A 21,466-nucleotide genomic window follows, 5' to 3' on the forward strand; every position below is an offset into this window, starting at 1 on the left:
TTGGTGTCCAACTTCTTGGGGGCAGTTCACTGGAGCGTGCGGAACGATGACCTTAACTATCGTTCTGGACGCTCTGCGTCCGGTCTTGCACCAGCGCAATCACTGCCTGGCCACGACAATCCCCTGTGCCAGCTCTTCCACCGGCTCGTCAGCCGCCATCCTCGCCCTCATCCGTTCGGCATCGCGGCTGAAACAGCGCGAAGCCTGGTACAGGAACAGCAAGGTCAGAAACAGCGCTGCCGGGATCAGGTACATGGCATCGTGCAAACCGATGGCCTTGAAGCTTTCGCTCATCACCCCGACACCCGCAACGCTCATCGCTGCATGAGCAAAGTGATCAGACAGCAAACCGACCACCACCGGCCCAAGCCCTCCACCCAGCAAATAAAGCCCGGCAAAGAACAGCGCCATGGCCGTGGCCCGCAGGCGCGGTTCGATCACGTCCTGAATCGCAGTGTAAACGCAGGTGTAGAAGTTGTAGGCGAACAGCCAGCCCAGACTGAACACCGCCACGAATACGCCGATCCCGATCTGCCCTGCATGCAGCGCATAGCCTGTGGCCAGAGCGGCGATCAACATGCTGATGGTCGCAAACAACAGCCGTCCATTGGAAAAGCGCTGATGCAGTTTGTCGGCTATCCAGCCCCCAAGCGTCAGACCGATCAGCCCGGTGACGCCGACGATAACCCCGGTCGCCACCGCAGCTTCCTGCAAGGGCAGCAGAAAGTAGCGCTGCAACATCGGCACCATAAATGAATTGCAGGCGTAGGTCGCAAAGTTGAAGGTCAGACCGCCCAGCACCAGCCAGCGAAAGGTCGGAATCGACAGCACACGGCGGATCGGCTTTTCAATCTTCGCCTCTGACATCCGCACGCTTTCAGCCGCGCCGCGCTTGGGCTCCCTGATGAAAAAGATGAACACGGCCAGCAACAGACCGGGTACCGCAGCGATAAAGAAAGGTGCCCGCCAGCTGTCAAACGCCTTGACCATAGCGCCGATGGTAAAGAACGCCAGTAGCAGCCCCAACGGCAGACCCAGCATGAAAAGCCCCATGGCCCGCGCACGCCGATGGGCTGGAAACAGATCACCGATCAGCGAGTTGGCAGCAGGCGCGTAGCTGGCCTCACCTATGCCGACGCCCATGCGCACCAGCAGGAAGGTCCAGAAACTGCCCACCATGCCATTGACCGCCGTCAACCCGCTCCAGACCGCCAGACCACAGCCCATGAGTTTCTTGCGCGACCCGTTATCGGCCATGCGCCCCAATGGCAGACCGGCGACAGCGTAGACCAGCGTGAACGCAGTCCCCAGCAGCCCCAGTTGAAAGTCGCTCAAATGCCATTCCAGACGAATGGGCTCGACGATGATCGCCGGGATAGTGCGATCAAAGAAGTTGAACAGATTGGCCAGAAAAAGCAGGAACAACACTCGCCAGGCATTGGCAGCCTGAGTAGCGTTTTCAGCCTGGAGCGCGTTCATAAGGCATCCATCCCTTGACTCTCAGTCACTTCAATCTAGAAGCAGAAGCGCTATCTGTCTGTAAACATTCGTAACTACACATGGGACATGATGGCCTTTTATAACTATTCGTTATTGAGTCAATATCAAAATGGCAGCTCGTAGAGGTGGCAGGTTGTAAACAGCTTCTATACTCAGCTCAAACCGCCAGGTCCTGAGGCTTGGCGCTCTTGTAGTGAGAATAGGGCGTGCTATGGAGTGGCTGGGTTTGAACGTATTCGCTGGCCTCCCAGCGGACGGGCAATTATTAATCGACTGCAGTCATAACCTGTTTCTGGTAGCGCTGGCTTACGGTGTGGCTTGCGCCGCATCCTTCGCCACGCTGGATATTGCCGACCGTGTCATTCAGGTCGACGCCATCAAGAGCCGTCGCCTGTGGAAAGCACTGGGCGCGTTATGCCTGGCGGGCGGCGTGTGGGCGATGCATTTCATCAGCATGCTGGCGTTTGAGGCCCCGCTGAAAATCTCTTACGATCTTACAGTCACGCTGGCTTCCCTGCTGATCGTGCTGATCACTGCACTGGTGGCCATGAGAGCCCTGACCATCCCTGAGCTGACGCTCAGGCGCTGTCTGATCAGTTCGCTGGTCATGGGGACCGGCATCAGTGTCATGCACTATCTGGGCATGTCGGCGATGCGCTCCGCTGCCACGCAGTACTACGAACCACGGATGTTCGCGCTGTCGATCGTGGTTGCCGTCCTTTCCAGCATTGCTCTGCTGACACTGTCCCGGCATCTGCGTCAGTACAACGGCATGTTTCATCAGATGTTCCGCTACGGAGTGAGTCTTCTGCTGGGTGCGGGTTTGCTGACCATGCACTTGATGGGCATGAGGGCACTGCGACTGGTCATGCCCGAAGGCGCTGCGCTGCACATCCCCGGCACCGAAAACAGCCAGCAGCTTGGGCTTACCATTGCCGCCATCACCCTGCTTATCATCGCCGGCAGCATCAGCGCGGCAATGGCCGACAAGAAACTGCAAGGCAAGGAGCACGACCTGCAACGCGTCAACGCGCTGCTCAGCCAGCTGGATCAGGCCCGCGTCTCGCTTCAGCAGGTGGCCCATTACGACCCGTTGACCAACCTGATCAACCGCCGGGGCTTCAATCAGATATTTGCCGAAAAGCTGCAGGAGCACACCTACAACAACGGCATGCTTGCAGTGATGTTTCTGGACATCGACCACTTCAAGCGCATTAACGACAGTCTGGGCCATGACGCCGGTGACGAACTGCTCAAGGTGATTGCCGAACGCATCCGCAGCGCCACCCGTGTGCAAGACGTGGTCTCCCGTTTCGGGGGCGATGAATTCTGCATACTGCTGAGCATTCCGGACTACGAGGAGGCACGACGCCTGGCCTATCGGGTCATGCAAAAAATGAAGGAAACCATCGCGCTGGCAGGAAGGCGCATGGTCATGACGACCAGTATTGGTATCGCCGTATTCCCGCGCGACGGTTCGACCTGTGATGAACTGCTCAAACACGCAGACCTCGCGCTTTACCAGTCCAAGGGCAACGGACGCAACAGGGTCAATTTCTTCAGCCCCGCGCTCAAGACCAGGGCCAGCCTGGAACTGCATCTGGAGGAGGAACTGCGCAATGCCCTGCGCGAAGAGACCGGCCTGCAGGTCTACTATCAGCCTATCGTCGACATGCATACTGGCCACGTTGCCAAGCTGGAGGCACTGGTGCGCTGGAATCACCCGCAACACGGTTTGCTGGCTCCCGGGCGCTTCATCGGCATTGCCGAGGCCAACGGTCTGATCGCCGAGCTGGATAACTGGGTGCTGCGCCGCGCCTGTCACGACCTGCGCACACTGCGTCAGGAAGGGCTGGAACAGCTGATCATCACGGTCAACTGCTCGGCACTCACGCTGGGCCGCGACGAACTGGTCGAAGAGGTCGAGCAGGCACTGGCCGACGCCGACGTTGCACCTGGCCGACTGGAACTGGAGGTGACCGAAAATGCGTTGATGGGCAATATCAGCAATACCATTCTGATGCTCAAGCACATTCGCAGCCTGGGGGTCTCCCTGTCGATTGACGACTTCGGCACCGGCTACTCATCGCTTGCCTATCTCAAGCGGCTGCCACTGGACACGCTGAAGATCGATCGATCATTCATCATTGATATTCCCCAATCTCCACAGGATATGGAAATCGTCCAGGCGATTCTCGTCATGGCTCATACCCTGCACCTGAAAGTCGTCACGGAAGGCGTGGAAACCCCGGCTCAACTTGAGTTTCTCAGCCGGTTCGGCAGTGATTATGTACAAGGCTATCTGTTCAGCAAGCCTCAGCCCCTGGAGCGAATCCTGCCCCTTGCCAGACAGATGAACGAGCGCGAACCGACTACCCGTTGGTCTGCCCTGCCACCACCGCACATGCACGGCCCGGACATCGACGTTTCAGAACCTGCCGATGTGTTTGCCGACCTGACCGACAATGACGAATTTGCCAGTCACAGGCCCGTCCGTACCTGACGCTACGCTTTGTAGTCACTGGTCGGCAGGTGTGGTTTTACGCTACGTCGACGCCGGGACAGTTACCTTCCAACTCACTCCGGCAAATCGTCAGGCACCTAAATGGTGCGCAAATCAATCCTGCGCTCTGTTTTGAATCAGAACCCAAGGTGCCACCACTACAGCCCAGAGCGAAGGATCGGTCTCCACCAGCTCAAGCGCCTTGCTTTCCGAGACCTTGCCGACCTGTCCTTCAGCCAGCCATGCAGACACCCTCACTGCATCATTTTCGGCCACGGCCTCGGCAACTTCGATCAAATCCAGAGGCAGTTCGACCCACAACAGGGCACCCTTGGCAAAGAATGGTTGCAATTCAGTCCAGGTGATTGATGCGGTTTCGCCAAGCAGTTTGGCATAGAGGGTGCTAGGTTCTTGCGTCATGGGTTTCACCAGAAAGAAAATCGGCGCAATGATAGCGCCGACTTTCCCATCGGCAAGCCCAGAAGCAGGTGATTTATCGCGGGAAAGTGCAGATAACCTTATGGATCTGAAGCGATTTCAGCGCCTCAGGCGGTTTGATTCTGTAACTTTCTTTCGATTAAGCGACACGCATCGGTTTGTCCCCAAACGCCCGGCTTTCCAAGCCAACAAGCGGCACTCTAAACTGTTCCGGTACAGTTGGCGGCGTGGGAGAACCGGTGATCGAATCCGGTCCTGGAGCCTTGGCCATCAGGATTATAAAAACTACAACGCAAGAGTGGAGCATCATGACTAAGGGTACCAATAAGCTTTCAAGGCTGTTTGCCGCACTGGTTATGGCGGGGGTTGCCAGCCATTCGTTCGCAGCTGACACCATCAAGATCGGCATCGCCGGTCCCAAGACCGGCCCGGTTGCCGAATACGGCACCATGCAGTTCAACGGTGCCAAAATGGCCATCGAGCAGATCAACGCCAAAGGCGGCGTGGATGGCAAAAAGCTTGAAGCCGTCGAATACGATGACGCCTGCGATCCGAAACAGGCCGTTGCGGTCGCCAACAAGGTGGTCAACGACGGTGTGAAATACGTGGTCGGTCACCTGTGCTCCAGCTCCGCCCAGCCAGCGTCCGACGTTTACGAAGACGAAGGCATCATCATGGTGACCCCGGCTGCCACCAGCCCGGAAATCACCGCACGCGGCTACAAACTGGTATTCCGCACCATCGGTCTCGACAGCGCCCAGGGCCCGGCCGCAGGCAACTACATTGCCGACGTCGCCAAGCCGAAAATCGTTGCTGTGATTCACGACAAGCAGCAGTACGGCGAAGGTATCGCGACAGCAGTCAAGCAGACGCTGGAGAAAAAAGGCGTCAAGGTTGCTCTGTTCGAAGGTATCAACGCAGGTGACAAGGACTTCTCGTCGCTGATCGCCAAGCTCAAGCAAGCCAACGTCGACTTCGTCTACTACGGCGGCTACCACCCGGAGCTGGGTCAGATCCTGCGCCAGTCCAAGGAAAAAGGCCTGAACGCGAAGTTCATGGGACCTGAAGGCGTGGGCAACGAGTCCATCTCGCAAATCGCTGGCGATGCGTCCGAAGGCCTGCTGGTCACCCTGCCGAAATCCTTTGACCAGGACCCGGCCAACCAGGCGCTGACCGAAGCCTTCAAGGCCAAGAAAGAAGACCCGAGCGGCCCGTTCGTTTACCCGTCCTACTCCGCCGTTCAGGTCATTGCTGATGGCATCGCCGCCGCCAAGTCCGAAGACACCGCCAAGGTGGCTGCTGCCATCCATGCTGGCACGTTCAAGACCCCTATGGGCGAGCTGAGCTACGACGACAAAGGTGATCTGAAGAACTTCCAGTTCGTGGTTTACGAGTGGCACTTCGGCAAACCCAAGACCGAAGCCGCCAAATAAGCTGCTTGCGTTAACCCTCAAAGCCCACTGCCAGCGCAGTGGGCTTTGTTTTACGAATCCAGGCCCGTACGCACATTTCGACGACCCGAACTGCATGCACGAGGCCCCCTGAAAATCTTAAAACCGTCAACAGCGGTTCCCTGACAGCGCGACAGGCTACGCATCGACAGAATGCCACCCCGGCGCAGGTCAGAGAAATGCAGATCAGGTTTTTAGGAGCGCGGTAAATGCCCGAGTTATTCCACTACATGCAGCAGCTGGTCAATGGCCTGACCATTGGCAGTACGTATGCATTGATCGCCATCGGCTACACGATGGTGTACGGCATCATCGGAATGATCAACTTCGCCCATGGCGAGGTGTACATGATCGGTTCCTATGTAGCTTTCATGGCACTCGCCGGTCTGGCGATGCTGGGTATTCACAGCCTGCCGTTGCTGATGATTGCCGGTTTCGCCGCAGCCATCGTCGTAACCAGTGCCTACGGATACAGCATCGAGCGTGTGGCCTACCGTCCGTTGCGCAATAGCAACCGTCTGATTCCACTGATTTCTGCAATCGGCATGTCGATCTTCCTGCAGAACTCGGTTCAGCTTTCTCAGGGCTCCGGCAACTTCGCCATCCCCAACCTGCTGCCCGGCAGCCTGTCGTTCGGGCCCGGTGGCGCTCAGGAAGTGCTGATCTCCTACATGCAGATCGTGGTCTTTGTCGTCACCCTGCTGGCCATGACCGGCCTGACCCTGTTCATCTCCCGCTCACGCATGGGCCGTGCCTGCCGCGCCTGTGCCGAGGACATGAAAATGGCCAACCTGCTGGGGATCAACACCAACAACATCATTGCCCTGACCTTCGTGGTCGGTGCTGCACTGGCTGCCGTCGCGGCGATGCTGCTGAGCATGCAGTACGGCGTGATCAACCCGAGCGCCGGCTTTCTGGTCGGCCTGAAAGCGTTCACTGCTGCCGTCCTGGGCGGTATCGGTTCGATCCCGGGCGCTGTGCTCGGTGGCCTGGTACTGGGCGTCGCCGAAGCGTTCGGTGCCGACATTTTTGGTGATCAGTACAAGGACGTCGTGGCCTTCGGCCTGCTGGTCCTGGTGCTGCTGTTCCGACCGACCGGCATCCTGGGTCGTCCGGAGGTTGAGAAAGTATGAGCAAGTCTTTCAAACAGGCGCTGTTCAGCGCCGCGCTGGTCTGGGCCGTGGCCTACCCGGTGTTCGGCCTGAAACTGGCCTTTTCCGGCGTCACCCTGCAAGTGCAGAACGCCAGCCCGCTGACCCTGACCATCATTGCCTTCTGTTCGGTCATGCTGTTCTTGCGCGTACTGTTCGCAGAACAGATCGGCAGCATGCGCCGCGGTACCGAAAAGCCGTTGATCTCGCAGAAGACCAGCGATTTCCTGACTCAGCCGAAAACCCAACGCTGGGGCCTGGCCGCATTGATCGTTCTTGCGTTCATCTGGCCATTCTTCGGTTCGCGCGGTGCGGTGGACATCGCCACGCTGATCCTGATCTACGTCATGCTCGGCCTGGGCCTGAACATCGTGGTCGGTCTGGCCGGTCTGCTGGACCTGGGCTATGTCGGTTTCTATGCAGTCGGTGCCTACAGCTACGCCCTGCTGTCCCACTACTATGGGCTCGGCTTCTGGATCTGCCTGCCGATTGCGGGCCTGATGGCGGCGCTGTTCGGGTTCTTGCTGGGGTTCCCGGTGCTACGCCTGCGCGGTGACTATCTGGCCATCGTGACACTGGGGTTCGGCGAGATCATCCGCATCTTCCTGCGCAACCTCACCGAGCTGACCGGTGGCCCGAACGGCATCAGCAACATCGACAAGCCGACCTTCTTCGGCCTGACGTTCGAGCGCAAGGCTGCCGAGGGCATGCAGACCTTCCACGAGTTCTTCGGCCTGCCTTACAACTCGATCAACAAGGTCGTCTTCCTTTACCTGATCGCCCTGCTGCTGGCGCTGGCGGCACTGTTCGTCATCAATCGCCTGCTGCGCATGCCGATCGGACGGGCCTGGGAAGCTTTGCGCGAAGACGAAATCGCCTGTCGTGCGCTGGGGCTGAACCCGACCGTGATCAAGCTCTCGGCGTTCACCCTTGGCGCTGCGTTCGCCGGTTTCGCAGGCAGCTTCTTTGCCGCACGTCAGGGTCTGATCACCCCGGAATCGTTCACCTTCATCGAATCGGCAATCATCCTCGCCATCGTCGTGCTCGGCGGTATGGGCTCGCAGCTGGGCGTGATCCTGGCCGCCATCGTGATGATTCTGCTGCCTGAGCTGATGCGCGAGTTCAGCGACTACCGCATGTTGATGTTCGGCGCGCTGATGGTGCTGATGATGATCTGGCGTCCTCAAGGCTTCCTGCCCATGCAACGGCCTGAAATGAAATTGAAAACGGAGCTGCCGAAATGAGCCGCCCATTACTGCAAGCCACCGGCTTGAGCATGCGTTTTGGCGGCCTGCTGGCGGTCAATGGCGTTGCCCTCACCGTCAATCAAGGGCAGGTCGTGTCGATGATCGGCCCCAACGGCGCGGGCAAGACCACCGTCTTCAATTGCCTGACCGGTTTCTACCGGCCAAGCGCAGGCACTATTCTGCTGGACGGCGAGCCCATTCAAGGCCTGGCCGGTCACCAGATTGCTCGCAAGGGCGTGGTGCGTACGTTCCAGAACGTGCGCCTGTTCAAGGAAATGACCGCTGTAGAGAACCTGCTGGTTGCCCAGCATCGGCATTTGAATACCAACTTCCTCGCCGGGTTGTTCAAAACCCCGGCGTTCCGCCGCAGCGAACGCGAAGCCATGGACTACGCCGAGCACTGGCTGGAAGCCGTCAACCTCAAGGAATTCGCTAACCGCCCTGCCGGTACACTGGCCTACGGTCAGCAACGCCGTCTGGAAATCGCCCGCTGCATGATGACGCGCCCGCGCATCCTGATGCTCGACGAACCGGCAGCCGGGCTGAACCCCAGAGAAACCGACGACCTGAAAGCCCTGATCGGCGTGTTGCGCAGCGAGCACAACGCTACAGTCCTGTTGATCGAGCACGACATGAAACTGGTGATGAGCATTTCCGACCACATTGTTGTGATAAATCAGGGCACGCCTCTGGCAGACGGTACGCCGGAACAGATTCGTGACAATCCTGACGTGATCAAAGCCTATCTGGGGGAAGCGTAAATGCTGCAGTTCGAAAACGTCTCCACTTTCTACGGCAAGATCCAGGCGCTGCACAGCGTCAACGTTGAAGTACGTCAGGGCGAAATCGTCACCCTGATCGGCGCCAACGGCGCAGGCAAGTCCACGCTGCTGATGACCCTGTGCGGCTCACCACGCGCGCACAGCGGCAGTATTCGCTACATGGGCGAAGAACTGGTCGGACTGGAGTCGTCGATCATCATGCGCAAGAGCATTGCCGTGGTGCCGGAAGGCCGTCGCGTGTTTGCGCGCCTGACCGTTGAAGAAAACCTGGCGATGGGCGGTTTCTTCACGGAAAAGGCTGATTATCAGGAGCAGATGGACAAGGTCCTGCAGCTCTTTCCGCGCCTCAAGGAACGCTTCAATCAGCGTGGCGGCACCATGTCCGGTGGCGAACAGCAGATGCTGGCCATCGGTCGCGCGCTGATGAGCAAGCCCAAGCTGCTGTTGCTCGACGAGCCTTCGCTGGGCTTGGCTCCGATCATCATCCAGCAGATTTTCGAGATCGTTGAACAGTTGCGTCGCGATGGTGTGACGGTGTTTCTGGTCGAACAGAACGCCAATCAGGCGCTGAAAGTCGCCGACCGCGCCTATGTACTGGAAAACGGTCGTGTGGTCATGCAAGGCACCGGCGAAGAACTGCTGGTCGATCCGAAAGTGCGGGATGCGTATCTGGGCGGGTAAGCGCTGCGAAGCGCATTAACGTTCAGAAACCGGATGGGCCACGCTGATTCTCATTACCACGCTCTGCGTGGTAATGCCTTTCGTGACGCTCCGCGTCACACTGCGACGCAGGTCTGGCCGTTCCCCCTTGTGATGCACCTCCAGTCTGAGTAACGTGGCGGCACTTGTCTGGAGACCACACCATGTTTGCTGCCCGTTCCGTCCTCGTATTTGCCCTTCTGCCACTGTTCGCCGGGTGCCAATTGCTCGGCAAACAGACCGAGGAACCCAAGGTTTCCACGGCAGGCATGCTCCGTATGCAGGGCGACCTGACGGGCAGCAATGGCCAGTTGCTGTTCAAACCGTGCAACGAGCAGCGGCGCTATGTGGTCAAGGATCGCGGCAATACCGGCATCTTGCAGGAAGCCGCTTCACTGGCAGACAGCAAGGGCACGGTATTCGCCGATCTGCGCGGTAATTTTGCCGCAAGCAAAGCGGCGAACAGCGACGGTCAGCTGGACCTGCATCAGCTGTACCGCGTCGAGCGCCCCGGTCAGGCCTGTGAAGACGCCAATTTCAAACGTCTGACCTTGCACGTCAATGGCAACAAACCCGCCTGGAACGTCAACGTCAGTGGCAAGGGCATGGTGCTGGAGCGCGAAGGTCTTGCACCGCTCGCCTTGCCTTACGTGGAAGAGAAGCTGCCCGACGGCAGCTTCAGCGTCAGCAGCGAAGCCAACAACCAGCGCATCGAGATCTGGGTGGCACCGCAACGCTGCGTTGACAGCGTCAATGGCTCGGTACAACACCTGACTGCCGAGCTGCGTATCAACGGCCAGGCCCAGCGTGGCTGCGGTTATTATGGCGGTTCGCGCGACGAGTGATCAGGCAGGCTCGCCGCCAAAGGGGTTCAGCGCTTATAATCGCCGGTCTTGTAGTGCTGTCGGGCTGAACCTGCGGCCCGAAAACTGGACCCCTTAATGTTACGAATCACCGAACTCAAGCTGCCGATCGATCACCCGGAAGAAGACCTGCGCGTTGCACTCTTGCAGCGCCTGGGCATCGACAGCAGCGAACTGCTGGACTTTACCCTCTTCAAACGCAGTTACGACGCGCGCAAAAAGTCATCCGAGCTGTGCTTTATCTACACCATCGACTTTCAGGTCAGTGATGAACAGGCACTGCTGCGCAAACTGGGCGATGACCGCCACGTCGGCCCTGCACCTGATGTCAGCTATAAAGTGGTTGGTCATGCACCCGAGGGGCTGACAGAGCGCCCGATCGTCGTGGGCTTCGGGCCCTGCGGTATCTTTGCCGGCCTGCTGCTCGCGCAGATGGGCTTCAAGCCGATCATCCTTGAGCGCGGCACCGAAGTTCGCCAACGCACCAAGGACACCTGGGCGCTGTGGCGCAAAAACGTGCTCAACCCCGAGTCCAACGTGCAGTTCGGTGAAGGCGGTGCCGGGACCTTTTCCGACGGCAAGCTTTACAGCCAGATCAAGGACCCGAAATTCATCGGCCGCAAGGTACTGCACGAGTTCGTGAAAGCCGGTGCGCCGGAAGAAATCCTCTATGTCAGCAAGCCGCATATCGGCACGTTCCGCCTGACCGGCGTGGTCGAGAACATGCGTCATCAGATCGAAGCGCTGGGCGGCGAAGTACGTTTTCAGCAGCGCGTGACCGACCTGATGATCAAGGACGGCCAGTTATTGGGTGTCCAGCTCGACAGCGGTGAGCAGATCGAATCCCGGCACGTCATTCTGGCCCTGGGCCACAGCGCCCGTGACACCTTCCGCATGCTGCACGGCCGTGGCGTGTTCATGGAAGCCAAACCGTTCTCGGTAGGTTTCCGTATCGAGCACCCGCAATCACTGATCGACCGCGCACGGCTGGGCAAATACGCCGGGCACCCGAAGCTGGGCGCAGCCGACTACAAACTGGTGCATCACGCCAGCAACGGTCGTTCGGTCTACAGTTTCTGCATGTGCCCTGGTGGCACTGTCGTAGCCGCCACTTCAGAGCCTGGGCGCGTGGTCACCAATGGCATGAGCCAGTATTCGCGCAACGAGCGCAATGCCAACTCGGGCATTGTGGTCGGTATCTCGCCGGAACAGGATTTCCCCGGCAGCCCGCTGGCCGGTATCGAGTTGCAGGAACGCCTGGAGTCCCATGCGTATCTGCTCGGCGGCAGCAGTTATGAAGCACCGGCGCAACTGGTCGGCGACTTTATCGCTGGCAGGGCCTCGACAGCACTGGGCAGCGTTGAGCCCTCATACAAACCGGGCGTGAAACTGGTGGACCTGGCCGACGCCCTGCCCGCCTTTGCCATTGAAGCCATTCGTGAAGCATTGCCTGCGTTCGACAAGCAGATCAAAGGCTTCTCGCTGCACGATGCGGTACTGACCGGCATCGAAACCCGTACCTCGGCACCGCTGCGCATTACCCGCGGACCGACCCTGCAAAGCCTGAACACCAAAGGCCTTTACCCGGCCGGTGAAGGCGCTGGCTATGCGGGCGGGATTCTCTCGGCTGGCGTGGACGGCATTCGGGTTGCCGAAGCGCTGGTGCGCGACATGCTGGGGATCGAGGACTGACCTCAGAATGACCATCGTTATACATAAGTCTTGCTCGCGAAGAGGCCGCGACACCCGCAAGAAATAGGGCGTTCGATACATCGTCTTCGTGAGCATTGGCACGATATTCACGTCCATTCACGTCTGGCAATAAAAAACCCCGAGCATTGCGGCTCGGGGTTTTGCTGTGCGGTGTTACAGATCAGTGGGTGACGCGGCTTGTGCCGTTGACACTCATGATGCGTACGCGCTCGCCGACCCGGAAAATCTCGTTTTCCTGAACCTGCTGCACATAGGCACGCATGCTGCCGTCATCTTCACGCACGGTGATTTCAACACCCTGCGTACGGGTCAGGCCTTCTTCGGTCGCTGAACCCAGCAGACCACCGGCCACCGCGCCGATTACCGCAGCCACGATGCTGCCGCGGCCGCCACCGATAGCGCTGCCACCTACGCCGCCGACGACCGCACCCGCAGCCCCGCCAATCGGCGTCTTGGTGCCTTCGATTTTAACCGGACGCAAGGATTCGATAGTGCCCATGCGGACGGTCTGTACGGTCCTGGCCTCATCGCGGGAATAGGAATCACCGGTCAGGTTCGAGGCACAGCCGCCCAGCATCAATGCCATGGCAGTGAACGAAGCAACCAGAAGAGCAGACTTGCGCATAAGGGAATCTCCAGAGGAATCAGTGGCCATTAGACTACCTGACAAAGGTGCTGTCACGGCCCCGATCCTGCAATTTAAGTTCATTCAGGCGGCATACAGCGGCCCACCTGCATAACGCTCAGACGATGCGCCGGGCGAATAATTCAATCAGGGCGCAAGGCGCTCGCGCGTCCACCTGCCGTCTACCGAACGATAGTTCAAACGGTCGTGAAGTCGACTGGAGCGCCCCTGCCAAAACTCGATTCGCTCAGGCAAAAGGCGGTAGCCCCCCCAGTGCTCGGGGCAGTGTGGCTGGGTCTCTGCGAAGCGTTGTTCCGTCTGTCTGATCAAACCTTCCAGCTCGTCACGATCTGCGATCACGCGACTTTGTGGTGAGGCCCATGCCCCCAGACGGCTGCCCAGAGGACGCACCTGGTAATAAGCATCGGATTCCTGCGCGCTGACTTTCTCGACCCGACCTTCGATACGAACCTGACGCTCCAGCGTCGGCCAGAAAAAGGTCATGGCCGCGAATGGACGTGCAGCCAGTTGCTGGCCCTTGGCGCTTTCGTAGTTGGTGAAGAACGTGAAACCCTGCGTGTCCAGCCCCTTGAGCAGCAAGACACGGCAATGCGGACGTCCTTGCTCATCGACCGTCGCCAGGGTCATGGCATTGGCCTCGACCGGCGGCTGCTCGGTCTTTACAGCGTCGTCAAACCAGGTGTGGAAGAGCGCGAAGGGCTCGTCCGGTGATTGCGCTTCGGTCAACCCGTCGCGGGTGTAATCACGGCGCATGTCGGCCAGGGTCTGAGTCATGGTTTCATTCCTGCGCAGGTTTTACGTGGTGCTTAGACAGGTGATCATCGTGCCAATGCTCCGCGTTGGCATGCATCCCGTGACGCTCTGCGTCACAAATCTGTGCTGCAATGCGCACTCAGGATCGGACGCAGAGCGTCCAGAACGGCGTACCGACGCAGAGCGTCGGCACGATAGTCATCTACGATGCATGGTCACAAGTAACGCATCAAGCCTCAGTTACTGGCCTGGCTGTCATCTTTCTTGGCGGGCGCCTTGGCCGGGGCCTTGGTCGCTGCTGGTTTTTTAGCTGCTGCGGTGGTCTTGGCAGGCGCAGCCTTTTTGGCAGTGCTGGCCTTGGCCGGCGCTTTCTTGGCAGTGTCTTTCTTCGCCACGGCGGCTTTCTTGGCAGGCGCGGCAGCAGGTGCTGGCGCTACTGGCTTGACGTCCTGGGTGGCAACCATGACTGGAGCAACCGGCGGCAGCGCATAACGGGCCATCAGCGCGCGCATGGTGTCCTGCGGCGTCATGAGGATTTCAACACGGCGGTTGAGTGCACGGCCTTGCAGGCTGTCGTTGGCGGCACGTGGCATCACCGCACCCATCCCGCGCTGGCTCAGACGGTTACGCTCCAGGCCACTGAGACGGAAAATCGCGGCAACAGACTGCGCGCGTTCCTGACTGATCTTCTGGTTGGCTTCGGTAGGACCCGACGTGTCGGCATGACCGAGAATCAGCACGGCAGTTTTCTGATCGCCTTCGACCACCTTGGCCAGACGGGTGATCGGACCCAGCGTATTCGGCAGCAGCATGGCCGGACGGTCGGGGTTGAACGAACTGTCGACCGGTGCAGTGATTGCCAGCAGGTCTTCGCGACGCTCCAACTGGAACGGGCTGTCCTTGATTGCAGCGCGCAGACGCGGCTCGTACTCGTCCAGCCAGGCCTGGGTCACTTTCGGATCAGGCATCGGCAGCGCTTTAGGCTCGTCCTTCTTGCCCTCGCTACCGAACGGCCACCACCATTTGCTATCAGTTTCCGACTTGGCTACCAGGGCAGGCGCAGCTGGCTTGTCGGCAGGCTTGTCGGCCACGGCATCAGGTTTGGCCTGCGCGTTATCTTTCGAGCCGAACGGCCAGTACCAAGGCGCGCTGTTTTCAGCGCCAGCCGCAGGTGCTGCCGGTGTTGCAGCGGCCTTGGCGACCGGAGCAGGTACCGGGCTCGGTGCCGGAGCCTTTGCAGCAGCGCCTGCATCAGCAGACTCGCTGCCTGAACCGAACTGCCACCAATGGCCTCCGGTTGCAGCAGAGTCGGATTGAGGGGTTTGAGCACAGCCGGTCACAGCGATGCACAGGGCGAGAACGAGGCTTTTATTAGACGACATGGATAACCCGCAACGGTTTTGATCAGACAGAAGGACGTGACTACGCCGGTATAACATGCATAAAGATGCAGTTGGAAAAAGAAACCGTCGTACGGTTCCTGTTACAGCCATTTAACTGACAGTCGGTATGAAACAAGCACTTATGGCCGATACTTACTGCAAACACTCACGCAGGATCCCGACCAGTTTTTGCGCACGCGGGTCCATCAGAATGTACGGCCCCAGGGTGTTGGTAACGAAGCCAAAGGCGACCTCGTAATCAGGATCGGCGAACCCGACCGAACCGCCTGCCCCGGGATGGCCAAACGCCTTGGGGCCAAGACCATAGGTCGCGTTGGCAACGGTCGGCTGGTCAAGCATGCAGCCCAGGCCCAGACGGGTCGAGGTCAGCAGAGTCCTGTCCTGACCGAGGCTGTGCTCACGGGTCAGTTCGTTGAGCATGTCTGCTTCAAGCAGGCTGCCATCCAGCAAACCGTTATAGAAACCGGCAAGACTGCGCGCATTGCCGTGGCCGTTGGCCGCCGGTTGCTGCATGCGGCGCCATTCGGGTTTGTTGGTGCTGGTCATGATCGACGGCGGATTAGTGAACGCCTTGGCAGTGATGGAGGCTGGCTCGCGCATCGTGGCTTGCAGTACGCGCTGAGCGGCATCGTCACCGGTGTTGCCTTTGCCTCGAGCGATATGGGCAACACGATGAAACTGGTCATCAGCCAGGCCCACATGAAAATCCAGCCCCAGCGGGCGAGAAATACGCGCGGCAATGGATTCCCCCGGGCCTCGACCATCGGCACGACGCAGCACCTCGCCTACCAGCCAGCCATAGGTGATTGCCGCGTAACCGTGACCCTGCCCCGGCGTCCACCAAGGTTCTTCGGCCGCCAGCGCCGCCGTCATGGTGTCCCACTGGTAAAGCGCTTCGGCAGGCAATTGCTCGCGCACCGCAGGCAAACCGGCCTGATGGCAGAGCAGCTGACGCAAAGTGATCGATGCCTTGCCCGCCGCGGCAAATTCGGGCCAGAGCCTGGCGACGGGTTCGTCCAGCTTCAACTTGCCTTCTTCAACCAGCTGCAATACCGCCACGCTGGTAAAGGTCTTGGTGCAGGAGAACAGGTTGAGAATGGTGTCGGTGTGCCACGCCTCGGCACCGTCCTTGTCGGCCGTGCCCGCCCACAGATCGATGACGGTCTGGCCGCCGACCTGAATGCACAAGGCAGCGCCGCGCTCCTGAGGGTCGTCAAAGAGCGCCGCAAAGGCTTCACGTACTGCTTCGAATTGAAGTTCGTAATGACCCTGGATCTGCAACGGCTGACTCCTGACTGACGGTACTGGGCCTGATGACAGGCCGAATGGGCGCATATTGTTCCAGCGATCGGGCGCTTTGGGAACAGACCCGAGTCAACCGACAGCTGTTATTCAGGAAATCTCGCGGCGAAACGGCGGCAATGCGTTGAGAATCGCCTTGCCGTAACGCTGGGTGACGACACGTCGGTCCAGCAACGTGATGGTGCCGCGGTCTTCTTCGGTACGCAGCAAGCGGCCACAGGCCTGTACCAGACGCAAAGAGGCATCCGGCACGGCGATTTCCATGAACGGGTTGCCACCACGCGCTTCGATCCACTCGGCCAGCGCAGCCTCGACCGGGTCGTCGGGCACCGCGAACGGAATCTTGGCGATGACCACGTGCTCGCAGTACGCACCGGGCAAGTCCACACCCTCGGCGAAGCTGGCCAGTCCGAACAGTACGCTGGACTCGCCGCTGTCGACGCGGGCCTTGTGCTTGTTGAGGGTTTCCTGTTTGGACAGGTTGCCCTGGATGAACACCTGCTTGCGCCAGTCACGGTCCAGGCCGTCGAAAACGTCCTGCATCTGCTTGCGCGACGAATACAGCACCAGCGTGCCTCGCGAACCTTCCACCAGCCCGGGCAGGTCACGAATGATCGCTGCGGTATGGGCCACCGAGTCACGCGGGTCGGCCTTGAGGTCCGGCACGCGCAGCACACCGGCATCGGCGTGATGGAACGGGCTTGGCACCACGGCGGTCACCGCCCCTTTGGGCAGGCCGGCACGCATGCGGTAACGATCAAACTTGCCCAGCGCGGTCAGGGTCGCTGAAGTCACCAGCGCCCCGTAGGCAATGTTCCACAGGTTGCGACGCAGCATTTCCGCCGCCAGGATCGGGCTGGCATTGACCTCGATATCGAACATTGCACCGCTGTCGGCCAGGGTCAGCCAGCGCGCCATGGGCGGGCTGTCTTCCGGGTCTTCGGCGGTAAAGGCGGTCCACAGCTCCCAGTTACCGTGGGCGCGGGCCAGCAGGCTGCCGAACAGCGGGTACCACTCTTCAGCCTGATGGCTGGCGATACCGATGTTGACTTCGCCATCCATGCCTTCCTTGAGCAGCTCGGTCAGGCGCGTGAACAGGTCGTCCAGGCGCGCAAAGCCCTTCTTGAGCTCGATGCCCATCTCGCGGATGTGCTCGGGAATCACGCCGCCGACAAAGCGGTGACGGGGCCGCTCGCGACCCTGCATGTCTTCACCGGCGCGGAAATCTGCCAGTTGCTCGCAGGCACCGAACATGAACTGCTGATGCCCCTTGATTTCGCGGGCCAACTCCGGCACCTGCTCAATCAGCTTGCCCAGATCGCCGGGCAGTGGGTGTTGGGCCAGCAGCTTGGCGAGGTTCTTGGCTGTCTGTTCAAGCCAGTCAGCGGTGGACTTCAGTCGGGTGTAATGAGCGAAGTGGCCGATGGCCTTGTCAGGCAGGTGATGGCCTTCGTCGAACACGTACAGCGTGTCACGCGGGTCGGGCAGCACGGCGCCGCCGCCCAGCGCGAGGTCCGCCAGCACCATGTCATGGTTGGTGACAATCACGTCAACCTTGCCCATGCCTTCGCGCGCCTTATAGAAAGCGCACTGCTGAAAGTTCGGGCAATGCCGGTTGGTGCACTGGCTGTGATCGGTGGTCAGCCGCGCCCAGTCCTGATCGGCGAGTTCCTGAGGCCAGCTGTCGCGATCACCGTCCCACTTATTGCCCGCCAGCTTCTGCAGCATGCTGGTGAACAGCTTCTGACTGGCTTCATCGACCTCGATCTTGAAGCCTTCTTCCTCAAACAGCTGCGCGGTCGCGTTGGTCGCGTCGCTCTCCTGCAGCAACGCGTCGAGTTTCGACAGGCACATATAACGGCCGCGGCCCTTGGCCAGCGCGAAGGTAAAATTCAGACCGCTATTGCGCATCAGGTCTGGCAGGTCCTTGTAGACGATCTGCTCCTGCAAGGCGACGGTCGCGGTGGCGATTACCAGCCGCTTGCCTGCCGCCTTGGCGGTGGGGATCGACGCGATGGCATACGCCACGGTCTTGCCGGTGCCCGTCCCGGCCTCGACGGCCACTACCGCAGGATCGCCCGAACGACGGCCCTCTTCATCGGTGTCAATGTCCCCCAGCACCTTGGCAACTTCAGCGATCATCAATCGCTGGCCATAGCGTGGCTTGAGGCTCTTGGCTTCGAGGAAACGCGAGTAAGCGCCCTGGATCTGGGTTTTGAGTTCGGTACTGATCATTGGCTTCGGTTCGGGGGCACGGCTAAAAAGGCTGGATAAATTTTCAGTAGTTCTGAGTGGGCGCTATCATAGCGCGCTAAATCCATCCGCGCAGAACGGAGTGTCCGATGACCGCTTTTTCTACTGTCTATACGCTGCATCTGCTGGCTGCCCTGGTGTGGGTTGGCGGGATGTTTTTCGCCTGGATGGTCTTGCGTCCAGCAGTCATTGCAGCACTTGAAGGCCCTTCTCGCTTGAAAGTGTGGGTCCAGGTGTTTCCACGCTTCTTCGTCTGGGTCTGGGCAGCCGTGGTGCTGCTGCCGATTACCGGCATCGGCATGATCCAGCTGAATTTCACCGGCTTTGAAACCGCGCCGCGTTATGTGCAGATCATGATGGGCCTGTACGTGGTGATGGTTGCGCTGTTCCTGCGTATCCATTCATTGCAGTTGCCGGAGTTGCGTCGCGCCGTGGACGCCGAACAATGGGCCGAAGGCGCAGCAGCACTCGGTCACATTCGCCGGCTGGTCGGCATCAACCTGATTATCGGCCTGGCAGTAGTGATATTGGCAGCCGCCCGTCCGGGCCTTTGAGGCAAAACGGAACATCGCGGGGCACTGGCGGTGACACCGCGCACAGCTTGCGGGCAGTTTCCTGCCCGATCGGTCATCTTCTGTGCCCGATATCCAAGCCATTCAACATCTTGAAACACTTTGGCATGGGCTGTGCAAACGTTTGCGATCAGCAGTACGCGCCCACGAAAAGGAGCTTCAATGCCACAGCCGCCATTCACTCGACCCGCAACGCCCTCAAGATTCCTCATGCCTCTGTTGTTCGCCGCCGCTGCGGCGTTGCCATGCACCAGCGTCCTGGCACAGCCCGCCGCTGCCGAAGACTCGGCTCAAGGCGAAGCGCTCAGCCCGCCCGCCTCACCCAAGGAAGGCAAAGGCGCGTACTTTTCAGACTGGTTCAACCAGGACCTGACGCTGATCGGCAGCAAGGACATCAGCTTCGGCCCCAAGCCCAACGATGACATTTACCTGGAGTACGAGTATTTCGGCCGCAAGGGGCCGTTTGAACTCTATGGCTATGTCGACGTGCCGAAGATCCTCGGTATCGGCAATGATAATGACAAAGGCGTCTGGGACCATGGCTCGCCGCTGTTCATGGAGCATGAGCCGCGTATCTCCATCGACTACCTGGCAGGGCGCAGCCTGGCCGTCGGGCCGTTCAAGGAATGGTACGTCGCCTTTGACTGGATCTACGACCACGGCAGCAACTCGGCCAACCGTGCCAACACCCTGTACAGCGGCCTTGGCACTGACATCGACACCCACTCGCGGGTCAATCTGTCGGCCAACTTCTATGGCCGCTACCAGTGGGAGAACTACGGTGCCAGCAATGAGTACTCGTGGGATGGCTATCGCGCCCAGCTCAAATACATCGTACCGATCAGCAAATTCGACAACGGCGCTTCGCTGACGTACATCGGCTTCACCAACTTCGATTTCGGCTCGGACCTCAAGAACGATCCGGCACGCACCGGCAACTCCACAGTCGCCACCAACGTGCTGCTTTACGCCTTCACGCACCTGCGCTTCACCCTGGTGGGTCGTTACTTCCACAACGGCGGCAACTGGCAGGACGGCAGCGAGCTGAACTTCGGCGAAGGCAACTTCCGTGCGCGCTCCGACGGCTGGGGATATTACGCAGGCGTGGGTTACCAGTTCTGAACCTGATTATGACGACAGGAGTTTTCATGAAACACATCACCCGCAATACACTCGGCGCCACACTGGCCCTGCTTAGCCCTGCCCTCTGGGCAGCCACCGCGCCGGTTACGCCAGTCACGCCCAAGGTCATGCTGGTCGCCATGTTTGCGCCCGAAGCACAGAACTGGATCGACCGGCTGCACCTGACCAAAGAGATTCAGGTGCCCGGCCTTGCCGCCGAGTACCCGGCCATCCGCTGCAACGCTCAGGACGTGTGCCTGATGGTCACCGGCATGGGCCAGACCAATGCTGCCGCGTCGACCCTGGCGCTGGCGCTATCGCCGCAATTCGACCTGCGCAAGACCTACTTCATCGTTGCTGGCATTGCCGGTATCAACCCGCATCACGGCACGCTCGGCACCACTGCGTGGGCGCATTATCTGGTGGAGTTCGGCACGCAGTGGGAAATCGATTCGCGCGACGTGCCCAAGGACTGGCCGACCGGTTACCTGGGCATCAACACCAAAGGTCCGAACGAAAAGCCGCCGCTGGACTACAAGACTGAAGTCTTTGAGCTGAACCCCAAACTTCAAGCCAAGGCCTTCGCCCTGTCGCAAAAAGTGACGCTCAGCGAGAGCAAGGAATCTGCCGCCTGGCGCGTCAAGTACCCTTACGCCCCGGCCAATCAGCCGCCGCAGGTGACGCAGTGCGATACGCTGGCGGGCAACACGTGGTTTTCCGGAACGCGTCTGAGTGAGCGGGCGGAAGTCTGGACCAAGCTGCTGACCGACGGCAAAGGCGTGTATTGCACCACCCAGCAGGAGGACAACTCGACGTACGAAGCCCTGTTGCGAGCCAGCAAGGCAGGCAAGGTAGACGTCAACCGGCTGGCCGTGGTGCGCGCAGGTTCCGATTTCGACCGTCCGTATCCGGGTTACAGCGAAGTGGACAATTTGCTCAAGTATGCCGACCAGGGTGCCTTCGTACCGGCACTGGAAAACCTGTACCGCACCGGTAATCCGCTGGTGCAGGCCATTGTCGGCGACTGGAAGAACTGGGAAAAAGGCGTACCGCAGTAAGCGCGCTGCC

At 59.7% G+C, this 21,466-nt stretch carries 18 protein-coding genes and 1 pseudogene; 12 read left to right on the forward strand and 7 right to left on the reverse strand.

Annotation, left to right across the window (positions count from 1 at the left end; genetic code table 11):
• Nucleotides 1-99: 99 nt before the first annotated feature.
• A complete protein-coding gene (locus tag AO068_RS10680) occupies nucleotides 100-1,479 on the reverse strand; it encodes a spinster family MFS transporter (RefSeq protein ID WP_058408348.1) in 1,380 nt (459 codons plus the stop codon).
• A gap of 232 nt (nucleotides 1,480-1,711) precedes the next feature.
• Between AO068_RS10680 and AO068_RS10685 the strand changes: the two genes are divergently transcribed.
• Nucleotides 1,712-4,003 carry a putative bifunctional diguanylate cyclase/phosphodiesterase gene (locus tag AO068_RS10685; RefSeq protein WP_058408349.1) on the forward strand — a complete coding sequence of 764 codons (2,292 nt, stop codon included), beginning with the start codon at nucleotides 1,712-1,714 and terminating at the stop codon, nucleotides 4,001-4,003.
• Between the two features lie 114 nt (nucleotides 4,004-4,117).
• Here AO068_RS10685 and AO068_RS10690 read toward each other — a convergent pair whose 3' ends face one another.
• Complete coding sequence (locus AO068_RS10690) at nucleotides 4,118-4,423, reverse strand: DUF2288 domain-containing protein (protein ID WP_002554802.1); 306 nt, start codon at nucleotides 4,421-4,423, stop codon at nucleotides 4,118-4,120.
• Here AO068_RS10690 and AO068_RS29230 point away from each other — a divergent pair.
• From AO068_RS29230 to AO068_RS10725, 8 genes and pseudogenes are all read left to right on the forward strand, one after another.
• Nucleotides 4,422-4,673, forward strand: a pseudogene (locus tag AO068_RS29230) (hypothetical protein); the annotation flags it as partial. The gene AO068_RS10690 and the pseudogene AO068_RS29230 sit on opposite strands and share 2 nt — an antisense overlap.
• A gap of 76 nt (nucleotides 4,674-4,749) precedes the next feature.
• Nucleotides 4,750-5,874: a branched-chain amino acid ABC transporter substrate-binding protein gene (locus AO068_RS10695; RefSeq protein ID WP_002554803.1), complete on the forward strand. Its 1,125-nt coding sequence runs from the start codon at nucleotides 4,750-4,752 to the stop codon at nucleotides 5,872-5,874.
• A gap of 227 nt (nucleotides 5,875-6,101) precedes the next feature.
• A complete protein-coding gene (gene livH, locus AO068_RS10700) occupies nucleotides 6,102-7,025 on the forward strand; it encodes a high-affinity branched-chain amino acid ABC transporter permease LivH (protein WP_002554804.1) in 924 nt (307 codons plus the stop codon).
• A complete protein-coding gene (locus AO068_RS10705) occupies nucleotides 7,022-8,287 on the forward strand; it encodes a high-affinity branched-chain amino acid ABC transporter permease LivM (protein ID WP_002554805.1) in 1,266 nt (421 codons plus the stop codon). The genes livH and AO068_RS10705 overlap by 4 nt, the downstream gene beginning before the upstream one ends.
• Nucleotides 8,284-9,051, forward strand: coding sequence for a high-affinity branched-chain amino acid ABC transporter ATP-binding protein LivG (gene livG, locus AO068_RS10710; RefSeq protein ID WP_002554806.1), 768 nt, complete (start codon nucleotides 8,284-8,286; stop codon nucleotides 9,049-9,051). The genes AO068_RS10705 and livG overlap by 4 nt, the downstream gene beginning before the upstream one ends.
• On the forward strand, nucleotides 9,052-9,753 hold the full coding sequence (locus tag AO068_RS10715; RefSeq protein ID WP_002554807.1) for an ABC transporter ATP-binding protein: 702 nt from the start codon (nucleotides 9,052-9,054) through the stop codon (nucleotides 9,751-9,753).
• 182 nt (nucleotides 9,754-9,935) lie between these two features.
• Entirely contained in the window at nucleotides 9,936-10,616 is a 681-nt protein-coding gene (locus AO068_RS10720; RefSeq protein ID WP_002554808.1) for a COG3650 family protein, read from the forward strand.
• 96 nt (nucleotides 10,617-10,712) lie between these two features.
• Nucleotides 10,713-12,326: an NAD(P)/FAD-dependent oxidoreductase gene (locus tag AO068_RS10725; RefSeq protein WP_058408350.1), complete on the forward strand. Its 1,614-nt coding sequence runs from the start codon at nucleotides 10,713-10,715 to the stop codon at nucleotides 12,324-12,326.
• Nucleotides 12,327-12,507: 181 nt separating this feature from the next.
• Here the strand turns inward: AO068_RS10725 and AO068_RS10730 are convergent, their stop codons facing one another.
• From AO068_RS10730 to dinG, 5 genes are all read right to left on the reverse strand, one after another.
• Nucleotides 12,508-12,972 carry a glycine zipper 2TM domain-containing protein gene (locus AO068_RS10730; RefSeq protein WP_004657512.1) on the reverse strand — a complete coding sequence of 155 codons (465 nt, stop codon included), beginning with the start codon at nucleotides 12,970-12,972 and terminating at the stop codon, nucleotides 12,508-12,510.
• A gap of 147 nt (nucleotides 12,973-13,119) precedes the next feature.
• Nucleotides 13,120-13,767, reverse strand: a complete 648-nt coding sequence (gene pdxH, locus AO068_RS10735) for a pyridoxamine 5'-phosphate oxidase (RefSeq protein ID WP_058402138.1) — start codon at nucleotides 13,765-13,767, stop codon at nucleotides 13,120-13,122.
• Between the two features lie 215 nt (nucleotides 13,768-13,982).
• The gene (locus tag AO068_RS10740) at nucleotides 13,983-15,128 is read right to left on the reverse strand and encodes an OmpA family protein (protein WP_058408351.1); all 1,146 of its coding nucleotides are present in this window, start codon (nucleotides 15,126-15,128) and stop codon (nucleotides 13,983-13,985) included.
• 153 nt (nucleotides 15,129-15,281) lie between these two features.
• Complete coding sequence (locus AO068_RS10745; RefSeq protein ID WP_058408352.1) at nucleotides 15,282-16,430, reverse strand: serine hydrolase domain-containing protein; 1,149 nt, start codon at nucleotides 16,428-16,430, stop codon at nucleotides 15,282-15,284.
• A 111-nt stretch (nucleotides 16,431-16,541) separates the two neighbouring features.
• Nucleotides 16,542-18,686, reverse strand: a complete 2,145-nt coding sequence (dinG, locus tag AO068_RS10750) for an ATP-dependent DNA helicase DinG (protein WP_002554813.1) — start codon at nucleotides 18,684-18,686, stop codon at nucleotides 16,542-16,544.
• A gap of 107 nt (nucleotides 18,687-18,793) precedes the next feature.
• On the opposite strand from dinG, the gene AO068_RS10755 reads away from it, so the two are divergent.
• The 3 genes from AO068_RS10755 (at nucleotide 18,794) to AO068_RS10765 (ending at nucleotide 21,456) form a co-directional block, all read left to right on the forward strand.
• Nucleotides 18,794-19,258 carry a CopD family protein gene (locus tag AO068_RS10755; RefSeq protein ID WP_005732258.1) on the forward strand — a complete coding sequence of 155 codons (465 nt, stop codon included), beginning with the start codon at nucleotides 18,794-18,796 and terminating at the stop codon, nucleotides 19,256-19,258.
• 180 nt (nucleotides 19,259-19,438) lie between these two features.
• Entirely contained in the window at nucleotides 19,439-20,398 is a 960-nt protein-coding gene (locus AO068_RS10760; protein WP_058408353.1) for a nucleoside-specific channel-forming protein Tsx, read from the forward strand.
• A 26-nt stretch (nucleotides 20,399-20,424) separates the two neighbouring features.
• Nucleotides 20,425-21,456, forward strand: coding sequence for a purine-nucleoside phosphorylase (locus tag AO068_RS10765; protein ID WP_005732255.1), 1,032 nt, complete (start codon nucleotides 20,425-20,427; stop codon nucleotides 21,454-21,456).
• The last annotated feature ends 10 nt before the right edge of the window (nucleotides 21,457-21,466 follow it).

It is taken from the genome of Pseudomonas sp. ICMP 3272 (assembly GCF_001466905.1).
Lineage (GTDB): Bacteria > Pseudomonadota > Gammaproteobacteria > Pseudomonadales > Pseudomonadaceae > Aquipseudomonas > Aquipseudomonas amygdali.

Coding starts and splice junctions, on each gene's coding strand:
- AO068_RS10680 (WP_058408348.1), bottom strand. CDS start 1,479: ATGAACGCGCTCCAGGCTGAAAACGCTACTCAGGCTGCCAATGCCTGG.
- AO068_RS10685 (WP_058408349.1), top strand. CDS start 1,712: ATGGAGTGGCTGGGTTTGAACGTATTCGCTGGCCTCCCAGCGGACGGG.
- AO068_RS10690 (WP_002554802.1), bottom strand. CDS start 4,423: ATGACGCAAGAACCTAGCACCCTCTATGCCAAACTGCTTGGCGAAACC.
- AO068_RS10695 (WP_002554803.1), top strand. CDS start 4,750: ATGACTAAGGGTACCAATAAGCTTTCAAGGCTGTTTGCCGCACTGGTT.
- livH (WP_002554804.1), top strand. CDS start 6,102: ATGCCCGAGTTATTCCACTACATGCAGCAGCTGGTCAATGGCCTGACC.
- AO068_RS10705 (WP_002554805.1), top strand. CDS start 7,022: ATGAGCAAGTCTTTCAAACAGGCGCTGTTCAGCGCCGCGCTGGTCTGG.
- livG (WP_002554806.1), top strand. CDS start 8,284: ATGAGCCGCCCATTACTGCAAGCCACCGGCTTGAGCATGCGTTTTGGC.
- AO068_RS10715 (WP_002554807.1), top strand. CDS start 9,052: ATGCTGCAGTTCGAAAACGTCTCCACTTTCTACGGCAAGATCCAGGCG.
- AO068_RS10720 (WP_002554808.1), top strand. CDS start 9,936: ATGTTTGCTGCCCGTTCCGTCCTCGTATTTGCCCTTCTGCCACTGTTC.
- AO068_RS10725 (WP_058408350.1), top strand. CDS start 10,713: ATGTTACGAATCACCGAACTCAAGCTGCCGATCGATCACCCGGAAGAA.
- AO068_RS10730 (WP_004657512.1), bottom strand. CDS start 12,972: ATGCGCAAGTCTGCTCTTCTGGTTGCTTCGTTCACTGCCATGGCATTG.
- pdxH (WP_058402138.1), bottom strand. CDS start 13,767: ATGACTCAGACCCTGGCCGACATGCGCCGTGATTACACCCGCGACGGG.
- AO068_RS10740 (WP_058408351.1), bottom strand. CDS start 15,128: ATGTCGTCTAATAAAAGCCTCGTTCTCGCCCTGTGCATCGCTGTGACC.
- dinG (WP_002554813.1), bottom strand. CDS start 18,686: ATGATCAGTACCGAACTCAAAACCCAGATCCAGGGCGCTTACTCGCGT.
- AO068_RS10755 (WP_005732258.1), top strand. CDS start 18,794: ATGACCGCTTTTTCTACTGTCTATACGCTGCATCTGCTGGCTGCCCTG.
- AO068_RS10760 (WP_058408353.1), top strand. CDS start 19,439: ATGCCACAGCCGCCATTCACTCGACCCGCAACGCCCTCAAGATTCCTC.
- AO068_RS10765 (WP_005732255.1), top strand. CDS start 20,425: ATGAAACACATCACCCGCAATACACTCGGCGCCACACTGGCCCTGCTT.